We start from the raw sequence: 20,493 nt of genomic DNA, 5'->3' as shown, positions 1-20,493 counted from the left end.
CCTAATACAACCTGACTGTCATCATCTTATACGATGTTACGCCCAAGAAGCCAATTTGTCAAAATGAATAAGCGGACCTATTAAAGGCCCGCCCTGTTGATGATTCCTTTCCCTTCCTATTGCCAGTCGGCAGCTTAATGCATATTTGTGCCGTGCTGAGTCTGCTGACCGGCTTGCCAGCCAAGCTTCGAGATGACCGGACCAGCCTGCTGGTAGGCGTTCGTCGCTTGATATACGGGGTTTTGACCCGTTTGCGACTGGGTAAAGCTCATCCCGTACTGGGAAGCTGCTTGCGAACCTGCTTGCATGCCCTGCGAGCCTTGAGCTTGCATGCCTTGAGCTTGCATGCCTTGCGCATGCGAGGCCGCTTGATGCTGCATGGATTGATATTGGGGTTGATATAACGATTGCGATTGCTGTGGTTGTTGAGCTTGCTGTTGTCCGCCAGCTTGATAACCGGTGTGTGCGATGACTGGTCCTACGTTGCCGAATGCAGTTGCTGGCGAACTGGCATAGCTTGGAACGGGAGCATGGGATTGATACGACGCTGCATGCTGCTGCTGGCCCATTGCTCCATAATTCGCACTCTGATTGTTCATGTTCCCTGCTTGGAACGATGACATGCCGACCTGTCCTTGTGATCGTCCGAAAGTAGGCTGACTCAGTTGTCCTTGATAATGGGATTGGACGAAGCCGCTCGGCTTATATTGTTGTCCTTGATTGCTGCTTTGATAGCTTTGAGCTCCATAACCTGATGGTTGCTGAGACATATAATTCACGTTACGCCCTCCTTGGAATGTAAGCTTAAGTCTTCATGCAAGCTGTGTTTGCTCGCGGAAGCCTTTCTTATTGTGGAGTGTAACGCTTTGAATTATAACCGTCATGTTTTGGGAGCGGACGACTTCCCTTCCGGTAGCAGGATGGAATCCTCCACCTTGATGCAACGGTCCTCGATGTAAGTTAATCCGCCTGCTATGGCGATCCGAGCTGTCTCTTCGTTGGTAATCCCCAGCTGCAGCCACAGCGCTCCTGCTCCTATGGCGACGGCTTCTTGCGCAATCGGCGGAGTGAACTCACTTCGGCGGAACACATTGACAATATCGACAGGAACGGGAATATCTGCGAGGCTGGCATAACACTTCTCGCCCAGGATCGACTCGCTGTTGGGATTGACGGGAATAATCTTGTAACCTTTGGCCTGCATAGCCTCCGACACCATATACGAGACACGGTCTTTATTGTCGGACAAGCCAACTACCGCAACCGTCATGCTCTTCTGCAGGATGCTCTTGATCTCGTCTCGGGATGGATGAATATATGCCATCCTAATCACCTCACTCCAGCTAGTTTTACACGCCTTCTATCCATTCTACCTTGGCGCCGAGCGCCTTTAAATGGTCGAAATAGGTGGGGTACGACTTGGCTACATGATGAGCGTCCTTGATGACGAGAGGCTTAGCAGCACGAAGACCGACAATGGTGAGCGCCATAATGACGCGGTGGTCATAATGGGCATTGATCTCTACTCCACCTTCAACGCCTTCTGGACGTCCGTGAACGATAATTTCGCTTTGACGCTCTTCCACCTTGGCGCCCGCCTTGCGAAGCTCGTTCAAATAATCGGTAATCCGATCGCATTCCTTGTATCGTAAATTCTCTACGTTATAAAAGCGGGAAGTTCCTTCCGCGAACACGGCGGCGGCTACCATAGCCAGCACGGCATCCGTGGCATGATCACCATCGAATTCTACCGCCTTCAGCTTTCCATTGCCTTGCACATGCACAATATCGTTGTCATGAGTCAGCGGACATTCCATCATGCGCAGCACATCGACGACAGCCCGCTCGCCTTGCTTGCTGTGCACCGGCAGCCGGTGTAGCTTCACATTTGATTGGGTGACCGCTGCGGCCGCCAGAACGGCTGCTGATCCCGGATAGTCGCCTTGAACAGTGTACGTTTTTGATTGGTATTGCTGACGTCCTGGGACTCGGAAGCGCATGTAATCTTCATCCGCATGAATGACGATACCGGCTTGCTGCAGCACTTCCAGCGTCTGGCCGACGACGACTTTCGATTTGAGGTCGTGCAATACTTCAATCTCGCTATCTTCTTCCAGAAGCGGTGTGAGGAAGAGAAGTGCGCTTAGAAACTGGGAGCTGATGTTGCCCGACACCTGAATATGACCGCCCTTTGGCTGGCCACCCTTAATTGTAATTGGCAACTTCCCTTCCTGATGAGAGATGTCCACTCCCATGGAAGTCAAGGAATGGATGAGATCCAGATGCGGACGCTTGCCCAGGGAATCCGGGTATCGATTAATGAATGTCACATCAGGACAGAGCGAAGCAATCGCCATCAGGAAGCGAAGCACCGCACCTGCGTTCCCAACGTCCAGTTTATCGACCGGCTTCGGATGACGACCGAATCCGGTAATGACGATCTTCTCCTCGTCTTCCTCTACGATCGCTCCCAGATCGCGGATGCAACGCCTCATCGCGTCGCTGTCCTCGCTATGGGCGGGATAATAGATCGTGCTGGTGCCTTCGGCAAGCGCCGCTACCAGCAAATAACGCGTTGTATAGTTTTTGGAGGAAAGTGCGCCAAGCTCGCCCTGCAGTGTAGCTGTTGGTGTTACGAGTACATCCATTCTAAGTATTCTCCTTCGCCACATGATTAGTCATTGATATTATTGCTGCCGCTACGTCGTCCACGCTCATCTCAGTCGTATCCAGCGTAAAATGAGCGAAATCGTAAGCATGCTTCCGCTCCTCCAACAACCGGTATACTCTTCCTTGCACATCGCCATCAAGCAATGGCCGGGTCTCGTCTTGAAGGACGCGAGAGACAATCCTGTCGGGACTTGCCTTCAATGCAACAACGATCCCCGTCTTCCGCATTAGCTTGCGGTTCTCTTCCTTTAGGACAGCTCCGCCGCCCGTTGAGACGACGGCACGATCCGGCGTCTGAAGCAGGGAAGCCAGTACACGTGATTCAATTTCTCTGAATGCGGTTTCCCCGTCTGTTGCGAATATCGAGGATATATCCCGATTTTGGTCCCTTACAATCGCCGCATCGGAATCGATAAGAGGCCAGCCCAGCCACTCTGCCAGCCTGCTGCCGACACTGGATTTGCCCGTTCCCATGAAGCCGACAAGAATTAATTTGTTCTGATGCCGAAGCTGCATGACTTGTTCCATCCTTTGCCTTATGTTATCCAACCTATCATATCATTTTTTTATTGGACAGGGGTATAAAAAAGCGGTATATGCCGTAGAGTTGATAATAATGCCGAAATACCTATAAAGGAGTGAACCGCAATGATGTGCCATCTCCATTTACCGGTTGCGCATTCCTCGGAAATGCGAATTCAAAAAATTTTAGATCCCGCCCATCCTCTCTGCCGTGATGATGTCATCTGGATGCTCGGTTATATTAAAAAAAAGGTGGCTGACGGAGATCCGCTACTAGCAGATCTCTCGCAGCCACGTCTAATGCATAATTTCCTATCGTTCGCCGAAGCGGCGATGGCGCTTCTGCAACGCAGTCATTATTGCGATCAGGAAACGGATCGTATTCGTCACTGGCTAAGTGAAGCGGCATTCGGCCTTATCGGAAAAGCTTCTTCACCTTTATGATTGCAGCCAGTTGAAGTGGAACGTGCCTTCCTTGTCCAGCCGCTTGAACGTATGCGCACCGAAGTAATCGCGCTGCGCTTGCAGCAGATTGGCCGGCAGTCGCTCTGTACGATAGCTGTCAAAGTATGCAAGTGCGCTGGAGAATGCCGGTACAGGCACGCCATAAGCCACTGCTGTGGAGACCACTTCGCGCCAAGCGCCTTGGTAAGACTCCACGATACCTTTGAAGTACTCGTCAAGCAGAAGATTGCGGAGCGCAGGATCACGATCGTACGCATCTTTAATGTTCTGCAGGAAGCGTGCTCGAATGATGCAGCCACCGCGGAAGATCATCGCAATATCGCCGTAACGCAGATCCCAATTGTATTCTTCAGACGCCGCGCGCATTTGGACAAATCCTTGGGCATAGGAGCAAATTTTGCTGGCGAACAGTGCCTTGCGGACGGATTCGATAAACGCCGCCTTGTCTCCCTGGAACGGAGCTGCTTGCGGTCCGCTAAGCACTTTGCTCGCCGCTACGCGCTCTTCCTTCATGGCCGACAAGAAGCGAGTGAAGACGGATTCCGTAATGATGGACAGCGGTACGCCAAGATCCAGGGAGCTTTGGCTTGTCCACTTGCCCGTACCTTTCTGACCGGCGGAATCCAGAATAACATCCACCATTGGCTTGCCTGTCTCCGGATCGTATTTGGAGAAGATATCGCGTGTGATTTCGATCAGATAACTGTCCAGCTCGCCTTTGTTCCATTCCGCGAAAATCTCGTGTAGTTCCTCAGTTGTTACACCTAGAACGTTCTTCAATAGATCGTAAGCTTCGCAGATCAGCTGCATGTCGCCGTATTCGATGCCGTTATGCACCATCTTCACATAATGGCCTGCGCCGTCAGGACCGATATAGGTACAGCAAGCGTCGTCTCCTACCTTCGCAGAGATAGCTGTTAAAATCGGTTCGACCAACTCATAAGCTGATTTCTGTCCTCCTGGCATAATGGACGGGCCCTTCAATGCGCCTTCCTCGCCGCCGGATACGCCTGTGCCGATGAAGCGGAAGCCCTTCGCCTCCAGTTCCTTGCTGCGGCGCTGTGTATCAGGGAAGTATGCATTGCCTCCGTCGATAATGATGTCGCCTTGATCCAGGTGGGGCAGCAGAGACTCGATTGTAGCATCCGTTCCTGCGCCAGCCTGCACCATAATGAGAATTCTCCGCGGCACTTCAAGGGATTGCACGAACTCCTCTACCGAATAAGTCGGCATCAGATTTTTCCCCTCCGCCTCTTTCATCAGGTCGTCCGTCTTTTCGCGTGAACGATTGTACACCGACACAGTGAATCCTTTGCTTTCAATATTAAGGGCCAGATTTCTGCCCATTACTGCCATTCCGATAACGCCAATTTGTTGTTTTGACATCCCGTGTCTCCACCCTTTTCCCTCTATTTTGAATCACAATAGCTATATTCTACTCTTTTTGTGCGAAGATGAAAACCGTTTGTGTACAAAAACCTCGTTTCCGACAAAATCAAAAACAATCAAATAAACAGTGCTCCCACTGAATATTTGATCGTTTAATGGCTGAACGTGACATAATTATTCATGCTAAAGCTCCAGTTGCAACATTTCCGCTCGAAGCAAGCCAAGCTTTTCTTTTGAATTTGTAATCGCTTCCTTATCTTTCGCCTCTAACGCTTCATGCAAAACGGATAACTCATAGTCCAACTCATAGCGAAGCACAACAGCTCTTTCTTCCGCCCGCTTCGATTGAAAAGCTTTCATCATTTCCTCTATTGTGACGAATGGCTTCTTCTGATAAATAATGCGATGTTCCATGCCAGACACCTCCACAAGTCGTATAATCTCACCGAACATAATGCTCTCAATGACGATTTGACGGTCCTTGATTCGCTTTACCACAGCATGACCACGGGTATCGTTAATCAGCTTTTCCAGCAGTTCCGACAGCTTTTCATCTTTGATCACGTAATCGCCGACGATCTTGTATCGGTGGTGCATGCGTTGAAATTGCAGCTTGACAAGTTTGCGGCCTGTTCGGATGGATACGACAAACTGGCCCTCTGTCTCGCTCCAATACAAGGAGTACCCTTCCTGAATAAGATCACGGATGAGATTTTGGATTTGCCGGCGTTCGAATCGCAGCTCCAGATTGCAGTATTCCACCTCATAGCTTCTGTTCACGGCAATCCCTCCTTACTTCTGGTTATTGACGAAATGTTCTGATAATTTAATCGTACTATTATCTTATACTTCATCTTATGTTCTGGCAACTTGGTTTATTGACTATTTTTACTGTGCTATAATCTTCAATCATACATGCTTATACACGCAAAGGAGATTGTTAACATGTCCACTTCCACAATTACTTCCTATACCGGATTCACTTCCGATGATTTCGCCGTCTTCCAGCTGCCTGGACTGGAGGAACGAATGGCAGCGATTCAGAATCAGATTCAACCGAAATTCCGCAGCATTGGCAAGAGGCTAACAGAGGAACTTTTCATACTGAGCGGACGGGAGATGCACTTGCATATTGCCAGACATGCCCGGCGAAAGGTCAATCCGCCCAAAGACACATGGCTGTCCATATGCAGCAACAAACGCGGTTACAAAGCGCATCCTCACTTCCAGCTCGGCTTGTTCGACGACCATCTGTTCCTGTGGCTGGCGCTGATCTATGAAGTACCGAACAAGCAGAACATCGCATCCGCTTACTTGAACAGGCTGGAGGATGTCATCGAGGCCGTGCCTGACAGCTTTGTCGTCTCTCAGGATCACATGAAGAAGGAAGCCGTCGCGGCGGCAGTGATGAGCGAAGCGGACTGGCGGACAGCGCTTATCCGCTTCAGGGATGTCGGGAAAGCGGAGCTTCTTATAGGAAGACATCTGGCAGCCGATGACGAATTGCTGCGAGACGAAGATGAATTGGCAGCGTTCGCGCTCTCGACCTACGAGACGCTCCTGCCTCTGTATCATATCGCAACAGATGCGCAATAACGGCAAGAGTCTCCTTTCCCGCTATTGAAGGGAGAGGAGACTCCAGACTCTGTATCGTATGACTACCCGGCAGTTCTGCGCTGTCTACGCGCTTTGCAGAAGAAGAGCAGCTCATACGTGCAGGGCACAATGACCAGCGTAAGCAGCGTCGCTACGGCCAAGCCACCGATGACGACAATCGCTAGACTTTGGGATACGATATTGGTGGAGGCATGCTCGCCGAATACAAGCGGTAGCATCGCGCATATTGTCGCCAATGCGGTCATCATGATAGGACGCATGCGCGTTGTGGCCGCTTCCACCAGCGCTTCGCGTATCGGCATGTACTCTTCGTTCTGCTTCACCCGGTCGATGAGCACGATCGCATTCGTCACGACGATGCCGATCAGCATCAACGCGCCGAACATCGCCGTGAAGTCGGGCGTCACACCTGTAGCAAGCAAGCCTGTGACTGCCCCGATCGCCGCCAGCGGCAAGGTCACCATGATGGCTAGTGGCGCGCGCAGCGTCTTGAAAGTGAGCACCATAATCAGATAGACAAGCGCGATAGAAATCAAAGCGGTCAATCCCAAATCTGCGAAATCTTCACTCAACTCAGCTGAAGCGCCGCCTACTATCACATGAACCCCTTCAGGCAGTGTCAGCTCATCAACCAGCTTCCCTATTTCCTCTCCTGCCACGGACAATTGCTCCGGATCGGCCGTTGCCGTAATCCGAATATAGGGCTTGCCCTCCTTGTGGTAGAACAGACTTGGTTCCTCTGTGCGGACGAACTCGCCCAGTCGGGACAGTGTAGTTGGACCTTCTGCGGTCATAATAGACAATCCTTTCAACTCCTGCTCGGATATCGGGTTCGCGCTTGGCTGTATGATAACCGGTACGTCTGCACCGTCCAGCGTTACTGATCCTATCGGAATAGGGTTCAATAAGCTATTCAACTGCATTACCGCTTCATCCCCCCTTGTCTTTTCGGGATTGAGCTTGAAGGCATAGACCGGCTTCATCGATTGCTGATTGCTTTCGACGGTTCGGATGGCATTCAGCTTACCAATCTGCACGGTCAGCGTAGAGGCTGTATTCGCCAGTAGCGCCGGATCGTCCCCGGTTACATCTACCATCACACTCGTTCCGCTGCCGCCCATCATAATGTCAATCGCGCTTGCTTGCAATTCCGCTCTGTCGTACTCCTCCCGATTCGCCTTCAAATCCCTCATGAACGTCTCCGCATCCACGTCCTCCTTCAGATCAACCAATATGGTGACAAGCGTCGGAGAAGTAACTGAGCCGTATCGCGCCATATCGGAGCTGTTGCCCATAGTCAGCAGAGCCCACTCTACTCTATCGTCGCCAAGCATATAGCGCTCCAGATCTTCGCCGCCCTCCCTTACGCGCTCCAGCGGCATGTCACTCGGGTATTGCAAGGTGACGTTGACATGATGCGCGCTGCTGGCATCCATTGCGCCTTTTGGCATGGCGATATAAGCCCCTACGGAAGCGGCTAGCAGAACAATGGACAACGTCAGTGGCAGCCACTTCCGCTCCAGATTCCATCTGACGAACGACGCGAATACGGCAGGCCCCGCATGTTCACGTTCCTTCGTTCCCTTAAGCAACCATGCACTGAGCACCGGCACGACAGTCAAAGCTACGATGAGCGAAGCTAGCAGAGAATAAGACACTGTCAGCGCGAACGGCAGCAGGAAATTCTGCAGCGAGCCTCTTAGCAGACCCATCGGCAAAAATACGGCCACTGTTACAATTGTGGAAGAAGTAATCGCGGATGCCACTTCCTTCGTCGCATCTGTCACGAGCCTGATTGAGAACGCTTCCCGCTGCAGCCTTCGGTATATATTCTCAATTACGACGATGCTATCGTCGACGAGCCGTCCGACCGCAACGGCAACACCGCCAAGCGTTATCACGTTCAAAGAGATGCCGGATAGCTGCAGCAGATATAATGTGATGCCAAGCGACAACGGAATAGAGAGGATCGTAATGAATGTAGCCTTCAAATTGCGCATAAAAACTAAGATGACTACAGTCGCGAACAACGCACCCAGCAGCACCTCGCGCAACATGCTGTTAACCGACCCTGTTATGGACTCAGCTGTGCTGATCAGTTCAACGACGTCCACATCAGACCGTTCGCTCTGAAGCTGTCGAACGACCTTCTCAATCTGGTCTCCTACCGCGACGGCATTCGCTTCTGCTGTCTTGGCGACAGTCAGCAGTACTGCATCCTTCCCGTTCATTCTGCTGATGCCTTCCTGCCCGTTAGACCACTCCACCGCGGCCACATCTGACAGCTTCACCCCCATGGCAAGAGGCAGATTCTGTATCGTCTCCAGACTTGACAATTGATCCGTGAGCTTGAAGTGAACCGTCTGTCCATTGATATCCCTCTCACCCAACGAGGCCGACACGCCTCTTCCTTGCAATACGCCGAGTAGCAACTGGAGAGGAACCCCCTTCTCGGCGAGCATGGACGTATCCGGAATGATGGAGACGATAGGTTTGACAGCGCCGGTTACCTGAATCTCTCCTGCTCCATCCACCTTCTTCAACTCATCGACAACCCGTTCCGTCCATGATGACCGCTCACCTTCGTTCAAGTCCGAGTCGAACGCCAGCGTAATCCATGAGATTGGAATCATGGTCGTATTCAACTGCAAGACGAATGGCTCCATGACTTGCTGGGGCAGCACGATGCCAGATATCGACTGTTCAATTTCATGTGTCGCTTCCTTCATATTCGTTCCGGAACCGAAGTTGACGGTAACTTGCGAATAGCCGTCACCTGACGCGGACAGCATCGACGTTTTACCCGGCATATACATGACAGCCTGTTCCACCCGCTGTGTCACTTGCTGCTCCATCATCTTCGCGCTGCTGCCGGGGCCAATTGTCGTAATCATGACCTGCGGATTGTCGGCCGGCGGCATGAATTCCATCGGCATTCTTAAGTAGCTCATCATTCCCATGGCCAGAGCCATGACGATCATCAGACTTAGCGCGGCCTTGTTTCGAAATGACCATTCCGTAATTTTTCTCATTCGTTCTCTCTCCCTGATATCCATCTATTGGTTTCACTCAACACTATTCATCTTAAGGGAGATGCAGGAAGTCTATAATCGGCTGAGGTCGGTTATTTACCCCCTTCATTAGGCCGAGCAGAGAGGGGGTCTAAGGACGGAGAAGGCTGATTTGCGTATTAAAAAAAAGACCGGCGCTGCAAGTGCAGCGCCGGTTCCGACTCATCTCATAACTATTGTCTTGCAGCCAACTCCTGCTCATTCGAATGAAGTCTGTCCAGTTGGCGGAATCGCATGACCAATAGCAGCGCGAGCATACATAGAATGCCGCCAAGCAAGTAAGGCAAGCCCATCTCAACCGTGAACAGCATGGAACCAAGCAGCGGACCGGCAACTCTTCCCAAGCTGTCCATAGCGGAGCTCAATCCGGATGCGGTGCCTTGTCCAACTTGCGTCTTCTGCGTGATAAGCGAAGTGACACAAGGGCGAATGAGCGCATTGCCAATTCCGAATACGACGAGCGACAAAATGGTCCACGAGAGAGAATGAGCGAACAACAGCAAGAAGAATCCGCCAGCGGACAAGAGCAAGCCTAGCGCAATGTAGCGAGGCTCTTCTCCCTTCTTAATGTTGCGTCGCACGAAGCCCCCTTGTACAAGCGCGCCTACAATGCCTACAATGAAGAACAGCAAGCCCACTTCCTTGGGCGTTACGTCAAAGCGATTCATGCCGAAAAATTGCAAAGTCGCTTCCATGCCTGCAAGCGTAAATGTCACAAAAAATGCCAATACGTACAAATACTTGAGCGGTCCCTGGAAAGCCGTCCATCGGGATACCTTCTTCCCCGTCGCCTTCTTGCGCTGGTGAGGCTCAAGTGATTCCTTCAACTTGCCCGCAGCGAACAGGAACGTAATGAACGACAGCGCTGCGGCCGTAAAGAACGGCATCTCATTGGACACATCACTGAGCAAGCCGCCGAAGCCCGGACCGAATGTGAAGCCAAGCCCGATCGACATCCCGACAAGCCCCATGCCCTTCGTCCGCTTCTCCGGAGGCGTTATATCCGCTACATACGCGACGATGACCGAGGTGACAGCTCCCGAGAACAGTCCGCCCAGCGCTCTGGACAAGTACATGAGCAGCAGGCTCTCCCCCGCCAATCCGAAGAGAAGGAAGCTGATGGAGAAGCCTACCAGCCCGACAAGCAAGATCGGTCTGCGACCGATGCGGTCGGACCATCTCCCCCATACGGGAGACAGAATAAAGCCGACTGCCGAATAGATAGCCAGCATTAAGCCTGTATGTATTTCCGCCCCATCTGGGTCCAATGCATGGATAATTTCCGGCATGACCGGGATGATAATTCCGAAGCCTATAAACGTAATCATTAATATGGCCATTACAATTGCCATACGGTTATCTTTCATGCTGCAACCCCTCCACGCAACCTATCGTATCATATTGACGGACATGCGATGTATGAACAATTATAGAACAAATTAGTTACCAAAATAAAGCCTGTGACGCGCTTCCTTCCATGCGTCAAAAAGTTTCTTGCATTCCCTCACGTTTTTGTTATACTCTATTTTGTTTGCATATCTGAAGAAGGGCAGGGATGACAGAAGATGGACCATAACAATACTCCGCTGTTCACGGCACTTCGCGAGCACGCGGAACAAAATCCCTTACAATTCCATATTCCTGGACATAAAAAAGGCAAGGGCAGCGACTCCGAATTCCGCGAATTCATTGGAGACAATGCGCTGTCCATCGATCTCATTAATATAGCGCCGCTGGACGACCTCCATCAACCTACTGGCGTCATCGAAGAGGCCCAGAAGCTCGCCGCCGATGCGTTCGGCGCCGACTTCACTTACTTCTCCGTCCAAGGGACAAGCGGGGCGATCATGACGATGGTCATGTCGGTCTGCTCCCCGGGCGAGAAGATCATCGTGCCTCGCAACGTGCATAAATCTGTCATGTCCGCCATCATATTCGCAGGAGCTCGGCCTGTATTCATCTCGCCAGCGCGAGACAGCAACCTGGGGATCGACCACGGCATTACGACCCGCTCCGTACGAACAGCATTGGAGCGGCACCCCGACGCCAAAGCCGTTCTCGTCATTAATCCGACTTATTACGGCATCTGCGCGAACTTGAAGGAAATTGTGGATCTCGTTCACAGCTACGATATTCCCGTGCTGGTCGATGAGGCGCACGGCGTGCTCATCCACTTCCACGACAAGCTTCCGATGTCGGCTATGCAAGCCGGGGCCGATATGGCGGCGACGAGTGTACACAAGCTGGGCGGCTCCATGACACAAAGCTCCGTGCTGAACATTCGCAAGGGCAGAATCAATCCTCAGCGCGTACAGACGATTATTAGCATGCTGACGACGACTTCCACCTCATACATCCTGCTGGCATCGCTAGACACGTCCAGACGCAATCTGGCCATGAACGGATATGCACTTGCGGAAGAGACGATCAGGCTGGCGCAGCAAGTGCGCGAGCAAGTCAATTGCATTCCCGGGTTATATTGCTTTGGTGAAGATATTCTAGGTGGAGAAGCCACGTTCGACTACGATCCAACCAAAATTACGGTACATGTCCGTCATCTTGGCATAACAGGCTATGAGACCGAGAATTGGCTGCGTGATAACTATAATCTGGAAATCGAACTAAGTGACATGTATAACATTCTTTGCTTAGTAACCCCGGGAGATACATCGGATACAACGGAAAAATTGGTCGAAGCGCTCAAAGCTCTATCGGAACGGTATTATACGGGTGCGGAATCGAAGGAACTGGTTGTGAAAATTCCGGACATTCCCCAACTGTCATTAACGCCGCGAGATGCCTTCTACGCAGAGACGGAAGTGATTCCTTTCAAGGAGTCTGCAGGACGTATCATTGCTGAATTCATCTACGTCTACCCGCCTGGCATCCCGATTCTGCTGCCCGGCGAGGTGATCTCGCAAACGAATATCGATTATATCGTCGACCATGTCGAGGTTGGACTGCCGGTGAAGGGACCTGAGGATCGCAGCATTGCATTCGTGAAAGTCATTGTGGAGGAGACGGCGATCTTCTAGAAGGAGAGGAGAACCGAGAGAGAACCCTTTATTGTCTCACCTGGAAACTCATGCTAAGATGAGGATGAGGTGATGGGAGATGGGTCAAAGCGCTTATATCAAGCTCGTACCGGATTCGACAGCCGAACAACTGACACTGGATGAAGTAGAGAAACAGTTGGAGCAATACCGGCAGCAGACGGCACTAACGGGGAAGCAGCTAGGCTGGAGTTATTCAGAAGCGGCATTTCCCTACGAAGTGAAGTCTTCTGGCGATGAACGCTGGTTTTACCTTCAAGGCATCAACTCACATTACAGACATATCATCATTGGTCTTGGCGAAAGCGCAAGAGTAGCGGGAGATATCGTGCCATGCATTCAGATCGTTCTGCCTGACGGAGCAACGCACGGGGACAAGGCTAAGGGCAATGAACTAAGCAAGTATTTGGCCAAATCGTGGAAGGCGGAGCTAACGATGTTCAACGGCAGAACCGTCTATTACTACCCCAGGAAATAGTGATGGAATAGCATAAAAAAATGAAAAGGCTGCCCCGCCAAAATTCCCTTGACGGCATGCAGCCTTTTTAATCTTACTTATTGTTCGTTCTCCGTACGCGCAATCTCCTCGTAGATCGCCGTTACACGATCCCATTCCGCATCATCGTCGATGCCAACAAGGAATGCTTCGTCGTTCTCTTCTTCAATACGGAAAATAACGCCGTCTTGCTCCGGATCTTGACGATCCAATAGCACTGCGTATACGTTACCTTCCGATTCAAATGTATACACCATAACCATCTCACGTTCTTCGCCTTCGTCGTTGGTTACGATGAACACATGCTCCTCTTGTTCATGTTCATGGTCATGCCCGCAGCCGCAATCCGCTCCATGCTGATGCTCGCTCATGAAATCTTACCCCATTTCGCTGTTTTAATCACACTCACACATGTTACCATGTCGTCATGCGGGCGGTCAAACGGAGCTGGCAAGTGGTGTTACTTCGAATGTATTCTCTTCTCCGAGACGACATGCCACTTGTCGTCGCTTGCCGTTCTCATCTGGAATTGAATCGTATAGTTGCCGGCCTGATCGAACTTGTATTCGCTCTCCTCTGTTACAAACCAGAAGTTGTCATTGAACGACTTGTCATCCTGGATTTGTAGCAGCTTCTCCTGACCTGCCGGATCTTTGATCGCCACTTTAATGGCATTAATCTCCGTCTGCAAGTTATCAACCTGAGCGAATACTTTAATATTGCCGGGAAATCCTTTGTTAACTGCTCCGAACGGCTTGTCGCCTTCTTTGTTAATATGGTAAACAAACATATGCACATTAGGTTTGTGCAGTGAAGCTTCACTCCTGCCGCCGTCCCATTCGACGATTGCGTTCATTGCCGTCGCAAGCTGCCGTAGAGGCAAATACGTCTTGCCATCCATCAGAACTCCGCCTTCGCCTTGCTTGATGCCATTCATGAATACCGTTACCTTCTGCGAGGCAGCCTCAGCCGCAAGCATCGTTCCTCCCCAAAGAGTGAGAATCACGAGCCAGATGGCAACCTTGCGTAATTTCATCCCCTTGAGCCCCCCCTTCCGCTATTGATCAGATGTATGGTTATACTCCCTTTCAAGCCGAAAGTTGCGATAATTTATTCATGGAATGAATGATTGGCTCGGATTGCGCCAAGCTTGTCAAACTCTGTAGCTTTTTGCGCTTGCCCGGGAAATTAGAGTATTGTAAATTTTCCTCAGGCCTTGGTAAAGCGCCGTGTAATTTGATAAAGTGAAGGGAGAAACTAAGCATTAGGGGGAACACTTATTATGCAAATAACGATGTTAGGAACAGGCAGCGCATTCGCCAAAAAGTATTATAACAACAATGCATTGGTCGAGACGGACGGCTGCCGACTGCTTGTCGATTGCGGTATCACACTGCCCACAGCCCTGCACAAGAAGGGTTTGCAATTCGATGCCTTGGACGGGGTGCTTATCAGCCATATGCACGGTGATCATGTTGGCGGTTTGGAGGAATATGCTTTTCAGATGCTATTCAAGTACGGCCGCAAGCCCCTTCTCTATATTGCCGATACGTTAGTTGAGCCGCTGTGGGAGCAGACGCTGAGAGGTGGGCTGACACAAGGCGATCTTACCTCACTTGAAGATTTCTTCGTGGTCAAGCCTCTTGTGCCTGGACAGTATTATACGCTTGCTCCAGACTTGAAGGTGAAGCTCATACAGACCAAGCACATTCCGAACAAAGACAGCTATTCCTTCCTGTTCAACGACAGTTTCTTCTATTCTGCCGATATGAAGTTCGACGGTGAGCTGGTGATGCAGCTTATCGAGAATGGCGTGACAACCGTCTACCATGATTGTCAATTGGAGCAGCCAGGTATGGTGCATGCTACGCTTGATGAGCTTCTAACTCTCCCCGAAGATGTTCAGAAGAAAGTGTGGCTCATGCATTACGGCGATGCGATGGACGATTATCGCGGACGTACCGGACTCATGCGCATAGTGGAGCAGGGAGTGGCTTATTCCGTATAAGCCACTCACTACTTGGAATTACTTGAATAGGATAAGGCCGCCTTCAAGCTCCATTACAGGAGTTCGCGGCGGCCTTATTTTTCGTGTGCTTGTACATTGTGACAACTAGATAATTAAAAAAACGGCAGCTGATCCAAGTTGTTCGTGGGGTCGCCATCAGCGTCACCGCGTATATACGTTTCGCCGTCTCTACCTTTAAAAGCGTTCACTCCCGCAATTTGTCCGGCTTGCACCTCTTGTAGAGCGGACTGGTAATCCAATACCCTGCCGGACGAAGTCTTGAATGCTGTCAAGTCGCCATCGCCGTTTTTTTGCACCGCTACGAACTGCTCTCTCATATCCTGCATGCCATTCGTCGTATCCATTATTCAGCTTCCTCCTCATGAATAAGATGTGAATCATCTTGAATAGCATGCCCACTGTTTACGATCTGTTATTCCTTCCTTTATGCAGCCACACATTCTGCTCGTCGTAATTCCAGGAATCACTCTTAATGAATGCGTATATCGATACGATCAATAGACCGGTCAATCCGAATAGACCGGTTAACCAGATGGCCAGCTCGGCATAATAGGCTCCCATAAGCAACGCCTCCTCTACGCTTTGTACCAACGTATGCGCAAAGGTGTAAAATTAGTATGGCTCAACAGGCATATAATCGTTGTGATTAAACAAAAATAGGACAGTTCCCAATATCCATATTTCGATAAGGAGGAAGGAAAGATGAACCAATCATTGGACAGCAGCTATGATTGTGCCAACGCCTCGACGGATTTACCGCAATTAATGGCTCGGCTGGAACTGCTGCAGGCAAGCGGCGAGCATCATCAGAATACACAAGACGAAATCAATCATCTGAACAACCAGATCCGCTTCATTCAGAACAAATGTGACATCCCTAAGGAGTCATAAGCAACGCTATTGCAAAAGCCGCGGACTGGGGCAGATTACGCCCTTTTTCGCGGCTTCTTCTTATGACGGCTGATGGAGGCTGCTACCGGCGCCACATCTACATTTTCATTCCTGGCAGCGATGACGGCCCAAAGTGCGACAATGTCGCCTATGACAACCAAGATCGCTGCGATCAGCGCCAAATCATCCGCCGTCAATCCTTCCTTGTCAGTATTATTTTTGGACATCTCCCATGCAACCTGCCCATCCATTAGATATGATAATAGTCTATGCGCATCCGCGGATATGGTATGGGCGAAATGACCTCTGCTTTCCGCTCATGCCCGATGCTTCTGCAGCAGGCTCTGCTTCAACTGCCACACTTCCTCGCTTAAGTCCACGGGATATCTCTCTGGATTCAGCTTACGCAAATATTCCGGCCAGAACTGCTCTAACTGCTCGCGATGGTATGTGCGGATCTCAGCCAGTGATGGGAGCCTGTACGTAAGCTCACCGTCGTGGAAGACGGGCTGCAGCAATGGGAAAGCGATATAATTGTCCACAATTTTCCGCAAATAAGGATGTACGGGATCGAATAGTCTAAGGGGAGTTCCATCAATCGCCCCCTCATCCTTCAACATAATATAATCAGCTTCCGCTTTTCCTGTGCTTGCATTCATAATGCGATATACATCTTTAATGCCCGGGGTCGTCACCTTCTCCGGATTGGAAGAAATCTTGATGACGGGATCATACGTTCCATTCCTCTCCCTTGCGACCAGCTTATACACGCCGCCAAGAGCCGGATGATCCGCAGCCGTAATAAGCTGAGTTCCCACACCCCAAATATCGATGGCCGCGCCTTGCGCCTTCAGATTGAAAATGATATGCTCGTCCAAGTCATTGGACGCCACGATCTTCACATCATGCAGCCCCGCTTCATCCAACATTCTGCGTGCCTGCTTGGACAGGTAGGCAAGATCCCCGCTATCGAGCCGAATGCCCTTCATGGCCTTGCCGCGACCCCGAAGCGCCAACCCGGTGGCTATGGCATGCGGTATGCCCTTCCTTAATGTGTCGTAGGTGTCCACCAGTAAGGTGACGCCGTCTGGCAGACTGTCGGCATAACGATCGAACGCCTCCTGTTCGTCGTCGTGGAATTGTACCCAGGCGTGCGCATGTGTGCCCTTGACCGGAATACCGAACAGCATGCCCGCTCTAACATTGGATGTAGCGTCGAATCCGGCCACATATGCAGCGCGAGCTCCCCATATCGCCGCATCCCCCTCTTGCGCCCGTCTCGTTCCGAATTCCAACAACGAGTCTTCCCCCGCCACACCTCTTATGCGAGCTGCTTTCGTAGCGATCAACGTCTGATAATTCACAAAGTTAAGTATAGCCGTCTCGATCAGATGCGCTTCGAACACGCGCGCTTCAATTCGCATAATAGGTTCACCCGGAAAGACAAGCGTTCCTTCCGGCATCGCGTACAAGTCGCCGCTGAACCGGAAAGCTCTCAGCTCCTCCAGAAAAGCAGGATCGTAAGCTTCCTCTTGTTCGGCCAAGAAAACCAGTTCCTCCTCGCCGAAGGACAAGCCTTGTATATAACGGACGACCCTCTCCAGGCCTGCGCATACCGCGAATCCGTTGCCGAATGGCAGCTTGCGGAAGTAGACATCGAATACGGAACGATGGTCGCCGGTCCCTTGCTTCCAGTGCGCATACATCATATTAATCTGGTACTTATCAGTATGTAGCGTCAGATTGTCATAGGTCATTGTGTTCACTCCTTGAAGTCTGTCCTCTATTCTGTTCGCCGCATGCATCCATCGTGCCATAAAGCAGCTCCCAGCGTATGCTGAAAATGTCCAAGCGCCCATTCATGCCCCGCTTGATTAAAGCTTGCCACCGCATCTTCATGAATATGAAGCGAGTACCCTTTGTTATAACCGTCAACCGCAGTATGCAGTACGCAAATATCGGTGCATACGCCGACAAGATGAAGCTCCGTTATCCCTCTTGCTCTGAGCCGAATATCAAGATCCGTACCGCAAAATGCGCTGTATCTCGTTTTGTCCATCCAATACATGAATTGTTCACTTTTCTCATAAAGGTACTGTAACGCCCCGTACAACTTTCTCCCGTCCGTCCCCTCGATGTTATGAGGAGGGAACAGCTTCGTCTCAGGGTGACAGAGATCATTCTCTCGGTGTAGATCAACAGCCATCACGACTTCATCCCCACTTGACAGGAATTGTTCTACAAGTCGTATAATGGGCTTCTCTATGGCAATCGCCGGATCTCCGCAAGGTAGCTTGCCCGTTACGAAATCATTGGTGTAATCGATGACAATTAGTGCTTTCATCGTTGTCAGCCTCCCTTTTTTTGTATAGGATTCAACTGCGACTACCGTTTCAACAAGCGCAGTCCGTTCAATATAACTAATAAGGTACTGCCTTCATGTCCGATCACACCAAGTGGAAGTGAGATGCCAGATGTGAAGTTGGTTATGATTAATAGCGCTATTACGGCCGCTGAGAAAATCATATTCTGCCTAATAATACGGCGCGCTCGCTTGCTTAGTTGGATCGCATACGCGATTTTGTCAATGCCGTCGTTCATGAGCACCAAATCGGCCGTCTCGAGTGCGGCATCGCTTCCCGCACCGCCCATCGCAATCCCCACTGTTGCTGTCGCAAGCGCGGGCGTATCATTCACTCCGTCACCGACCATCGCAACAGGCCCATAACGCTCCTCCAACTGTTTGATCTGCTGTAGCTTGTGTTCTGGCAACAGTTCCGCGAAGACCATATCAATACCAGCTTCACTTGCAATCGCATCTGCAGTCCGTTGCTGGTCACCGGTCAGCATGACCGCCTTTATGCCCAGTTCCCGAAGGGCGGCTATCGTACCTTTCGCTTCGGCGCGAATTGTATCCTGGAGCGCAATGATCCCGATGATCGTTTCTTCTCGAGCGATGACGATAACCGTCTTTCCTTCTTGCCCCAATCGATGAATGACCGCTACCTGCTCCTCTGTCAGGCTGTTCCTGTCAACAAGGCTTGGCTTGCCAATTCGCCAGAGGCAGCCTTGCCATTGCGCCTGTACACCCCATCCCGTTACTGCTTGAAGAGACTGTGCGCGGTCAGGCTGGATACCTCGATCGTACGCGCCGCGCACGATCGCCTTCGCCAATGGATGCTCTGACAGACTCTCGATGGATGCGGCGGCATGCAGAACTTCCATCTCTCCGTAGCCGCCATAGCCAATAATATCTGTAACGGCTGGTCTGCCTTGCGTCAATGTTCCTGTCTTGTCGAAGGCGACCAGCTTGACATCTGCGAGATGCTCCAGATGGGCTCCTCCCTTGAATAGTACCCCTTGCCTCGCGCTTCTTGCAATGGCAGACAACATCGCCGGCATGATGGATGCCACGAGGGCGCAAGGCGAAGCGACGACGAGAAATACCATGCCTTTATACAACGAGTCCTGCCATGTCCAGTCCAGCAGCCCGGGAGGAACGACAATAATAAGAGCAGTAACCATCATAATGCTTCTGGCATAAATTCGCTCGAATCGTTCCATGAACCGCTGAGAGGCAGGCTTCTCGCTCTGTGCCTCTTGTACGAGCGCTATGATCTTGGCGAACAGCGTTGACTCGCTTGACCGCGATACTTTTACGAACAGAGCGCCTTGTCCGTTCATCGTGCCCGCGAACACACCGTCTCCGACCTCTTTGTCCACTGGTATCGACTCGCCTGTAATGGTCGCTTCATTGACTGAGGAGCTTCCTTGCATGATGGTGCCGTCTGCAGCTATACGCTCGCCGGGTTTGATAACGATAATATCCCCTTCCACAAGCTGTTCAATCGGCACAATCTGTTCTTGGCCTTCCGAATAGCGCACGGCAGATTCTGGCTTCAGTGCCATCAGACGAGATATATCGCGACGACTCCGGTCCAACGTGTAACTTTCCAGCGCTCCACTCAATGAGAATATAAAGATCAATATGGCCCCTTCCATCCAATAACCGATGCTTGCCGCTCCCACAGCGGCTACGAGCATAAGCATATTCACATCAAGATCCCGCTCCTGCAACAAGGTGCGCATCCCTTCCCTGGCCTTATAGAAGCCTCCGATTAAGAACGCCAGCAGATACAGTACAACCGATAACTTCTGCATACTTACTTCCATTCCCCATGCAAGTACAATGAGTACTCCGCTCGCCAATGCAGCGACACCTTCCATATTCCTCTTCATCAGCTTGCTGATACGCGCTGCTGTCACGATGTCCCACTCCTCATCCATTGA

Annotated in this window: 22 protein-coding genes; 6 read left to right on the top strand and 16 right to left on the bottom strand. The window is 51.0% G+C overall.

Features of this window, described 5'->3' with window-relative positions; genetic code table 11:
• Positions 1 to 134 precede the first annotated feature (134 nt).
• The 4 genes from ACFQ2I_RS08025 to ACFQ2I_RS08010 form a co-directional block, all read right to left on the bottom strand.
• On the bottom strand, positions 135 to 779 hold the full coding sequence (locus ACFQ2I_RS08025; RefSeq protein ID WP_377563433.1) for a hypothetical protein: 645 nt from the start codon (positions 777 to 779) through the stop codon (positions 135 to 137).
• Between the two features lie 101 nt (positions 780 to 880).
• A complete protein-coding gene (locus ACFQ2I_RS08020) occupies positions 881 to 1,324 on the bottom strand; it encodes a CoA-binding protein (RefSeq protein ID WP_377563431.1) in 444 nt (147 codons plus the stop codon).
• A 25-nt stretch (positions 1,325 to 1,349) separates the two neighbouring features.
• Positions 1,350 to 2,648 (bottom strand): 3-phosphoshikimate 1-carboxyvinyltransferase, encoded by a 1,299-nt coding sequence (aroA, locus tag ACFQ2I_RS08015; protein ID WP_377563429.1) that lies wholly within the window; start codon positions 2,646 to 2,648, stop codon positions 1,350 to 1,352.
• Position 2,649: 1 nt separating this feature from the next.
• On the bottom strand, positions 2,650 to 3,186 hold the full coding sequence (locus tag ACFQ2I_RS08010) for a shikimate kinase (RefSeq protein ID WP_377563427.1): 537 nt from the start codon (positions 3,184 to 3,186) through the stop codon (positions 2,650 to 2,652).
• A 132-nt stretch (positions 3,187 to 3,318) separates the two neighbouring features.
• Between ACFQ2I_RS08010 and ACFQ2I_RS08005 the strand changes: the two genes are divergently transcribed.
• Positions 3,319 to 3,636: a hypothetical protein gene (locus tag ACFQ2I_RS08005; RefSeq protein WP_377563425.1), complete on the top strand. Its 318-nt coding sequence runs from the start codon at positions 3,319 to 3,321 to the stop codon at positions 3,634 to 3,636.
• Here ACFQ2I_RS08005 and gndA read toward each other — a convergent pair.
• The gene (gndA, locus tag ACFQ2I_RS08000) at positions 3,631 to 5,043 is read right to left on the bottom strand and encodes an NADP-dependent phosphogluconate dehydrogenase (RefSeq protein WP_377563423.1); all 1,413 of its coding nucleotides are present in this window, start codon (positions 5,041 to 5,043) and stop codon (positions 3,631 to 3,633) included. The two genes, ACFQ2I_RS08005 and gndA, sit on opposite strands and share 6 nt — an antisense overlap.
• Before the next feature lie 186 nt (positions 5,044 to 5,229).
• Entirely contained in the window at positions 5,230 to 5,826 is a 597-nt protein-coding gene (locus tag ACFQ2I_RS07995) for a hypothetical protein (protein WP_377563422.1), read from the bottom strand.
• Positions 5,827 to 5,991: 165 nt separating this feature from the next.
• Between ACFQ2I_RS07995 and ACFQ2I_RS07990 the strand changes: the two genes are divergently transcribed.
• Positions 5,992 to 6,642 (top strand): YktB family protein, encoded by a 651-nt coding sequence (locus ACFQ2I_RS07990; RefSeq protein WP_377563421.1) that lies wholly within the window; start codon positions 5,992 to 5,994, stop codon positions 6,640 to 6,642.
• 62 nt (positions 6,643 to 6,704) lie between these two features.
• Here ACFQ2I_RS07990 and ACFQ2I_RS07985 read toward each other — a convergent pair whose 3' ends face one another.
• On the bottom strand, positions 6,705 to 9,695 hold the full coding sequence (locus ACFQ2I_RS07985; protein ID WP_377563420.1) for an efflux RND transporter permease subunit: 2,991 nt from the start codon (positions 9,693 to 9,695) through the stop codon (positions 6,705 to 6,707).
• 212 nt (positions 9,696 to 9,907) lie between these two features.
• The gene (locus tag ACFQ2I_RS07980) at positions 9,908 to 11,101 is read right to left on the bottom strand and encodes an MFS transporter (protein WP_377563419.1); all 1,194 of its coding nucleotides are present in this window, start codon (positions 11,099 to 11,101) and stop codon (positions 9,908 to 9,910) included.
• A gap of 198 nt (positions 11,102 to 11,299) precedes the next feature.
• Between ACFQ2I_RS07980 and ACFQ2I_RS07975 the strand changes: the two genes are divergently transcribed.
• Together ACFQ2I_RS07975 and ACFQ2I_RS07970 are read left to right on the top strand one after the other, a co-directional pair.
• Entirely contained in the window at positions 11,300 to 12,769 is a 1,470-nt protein-coding gene (locus tag ACFQ2I_RS07975; RefSeq protein WP_377563417.1) for an aminotransferase class I/II-fold pyridoxal phosphate-dependent enzyme, read from the top strand.
• Positions 12,770 to 12,848: 79 nt separating this feature from the next.
• A complete protein-coding gene (locus tag ACFQ2I_RS07970) occupies positions 12,849 to 13,265 on the top strand; it encodes a DUF1885 family protein (protein WP_377563416.1) in 417 nt (138 codons plus the stop codon).
• 77 nt (positions 13,266 to 13,342) lie between these two features.
• On the opposite strand, the gene ACFQ2I_RS07965 is transcribed toward ACFQ2I_RS07970, so the two are convergent.
• Both ACFQ2I_RS07965 and ACFQ2I_RS07960 read right to left on the bottom strand, forming a co-directional pair.
• Positions 13,343 to 13,654 (bottom strand): DUF1292 domain-containing protein, encoded by a 312-nt coding sequence (locus tag ACFQ2I_RS07965; protein WP_377563415.1) that lies wholly within the window; start codon positions 13,652 to 13,654, stop codon positions 13,343 to 13,345.
• Between the two features lie 89 nt (positions 13,655 to 13,743).
• The gene (locus ACFQ2I_RS07960; RefSeq protein ID WP_377563414.1) at positions 13,744 to 14,319 is read right to left on the bottom strand and encodes a copper amine oxidase; all 576 of its coding nucleotides are present in this window, start codon (positions 14,317 to 14,319) and stop codon (positions 13,744 to 13,746) included.
• Between the two features lie 246 nt (positions 14,320 to 14,565).
• Here ACFQ2I_RS07960 and ACFQ2I_RS07955 point away from each other — a divergent pair, with 246 nt between their 5' ends.
• Complete coding sequence (locus ACFQ2I_RS07955; protein ID WP_377563413.1) at positions 14,566 to 15,291, top strand: MBL fold metallo-hydrolase; 726 nt, start codon at positions 14,566 to 14,568, stop codon at positions 15,289 to 15,291.
• A 113-nt stretch (positions 15,292 to 15,404) separates the two neighbouring features.
• Here the strand turns inward: ACFQ2I_RS07955 and ACFQ2I_RS07950 are convergent, their stop codons facing one another.
• Together ACFQ2I_RS07950 and ACFQ2I_RS07945 are read right to left on the bottom strand one after the other, a co-directional pair.
• On the bottom strand, positions 15,405 to 15,656 hold the full coding sequence (locus tag ACFQ2I_RS07950) for a DUF3892 domain-containing protein (protein WP_377563412.1): 252 nt from the start codon (positions 15,654 to 15,656) through the stop codon (positions 15,405 to 15,407).
• 58 nt (positions 15,657 to 15,714) lie between these two features.
• On the bottom strand, positions 15,715 to 15,873 hold the full coding sequence (locus ACFQ2I_RS07945) for a hypothetical protein (RefSeq protein ID WP_377563411.1): 159 nt from the start codon (positions 15,871 to 15,873) through the stop codon (positions 15,715 to 15,717).
• A 141-nt stretch (positions 15,874 to 16,014) separates the two neighbouring features.
• On the opposite strand from ACFQ2I_RS07945, the gene ACFQ2I_RS07940 reads away from it, so the two are divergent.
• Positions 16,015 to 16,203: a DUF2524 domain-containing protein gene (locus ACFQ2I_RS07940; RefSeq protein WP_377563410.1), complete on the top strand. Its 189-nt coding sequence runs from the start codon at positions 16,015 to 16,017 to the stop codon at positions 16,201 to 16,203.
• Between the two features lie 35 nt (positions 16,204 to 16,238).
• Here ACFQ2I_RS07940 and ACFQ2I_RS07935 read toward each other — a convergent pair whose 3' ends face one another.
• From ACFQ2I_RS07935 to ACFQ2I_RS07920, 4 genes are all read right to left on the bottom strand, one after another.
• Positions 16,239 to 16,430: a hypothetical protein gene (locus tag ACFQ2I_RS07935; protein WP_377563409.1), complete on the bottom strand. Its 192-nt coding sequence runs from the start codon at positions 16,428 to 16,430 to the stop codon at positions 16,239 to 16,241.
• A gap of 90 nt (positions 16,431 to 16,520) precedes the next feature.
• Positions 16,521 to 17,960, bottom strand: coding sequence for a nicotinate phosphoribosyltransferase (locus ACFQ2I_RS07930; RefSeq protein WP_377563866.1), 1,440 nt, complete (start codon positions 17,958 to 17,960; stop codon positions 16,521 to 16,523).
• A 26-nt stretch (positions 17,961 to 17,986) separates the two neighbouring features.
• Positions 17,987 to 18,547 (bottom strand): cysteine hydrolase family protein, encoded by a 561-nt coding sequence (locus tag ACFQ2I_RS07925; RefSeq protein ID WP_377563408.1) that lies wholly within the window; start codon positions 18,545 to 18,547, stop codon positions 17,987 to 17,989.
• Between the two features lie 41 nt (positions 18,548 to 18,588).
• Positions 18,589 to 20,490, bottom strand: coding sequence for a heavy metal translocating P-type ATPase (locus ACFQ2I_RS07920; protein ID WP_377563406.1), 1,902 nt, complete (start codon positions 20,488 to 20,490; stop codon positions 18,589 to 18,591).
• Positions 20,491 to 20,493 lie beyond the last annotated feature (3 nt).

Source organism: Paenibacillus chungangensis (assembly GCF_042675905.1).
Lineage (GTDB): Bacteria > Bacillota > Bacilli > Paenibacillales > Paenibacillaceae > Pristimantibacillus > Pristimantibacillus chungangensis.
This window is presented reverse-complemented; position numbering and strand designations above follow the sequence as displayed.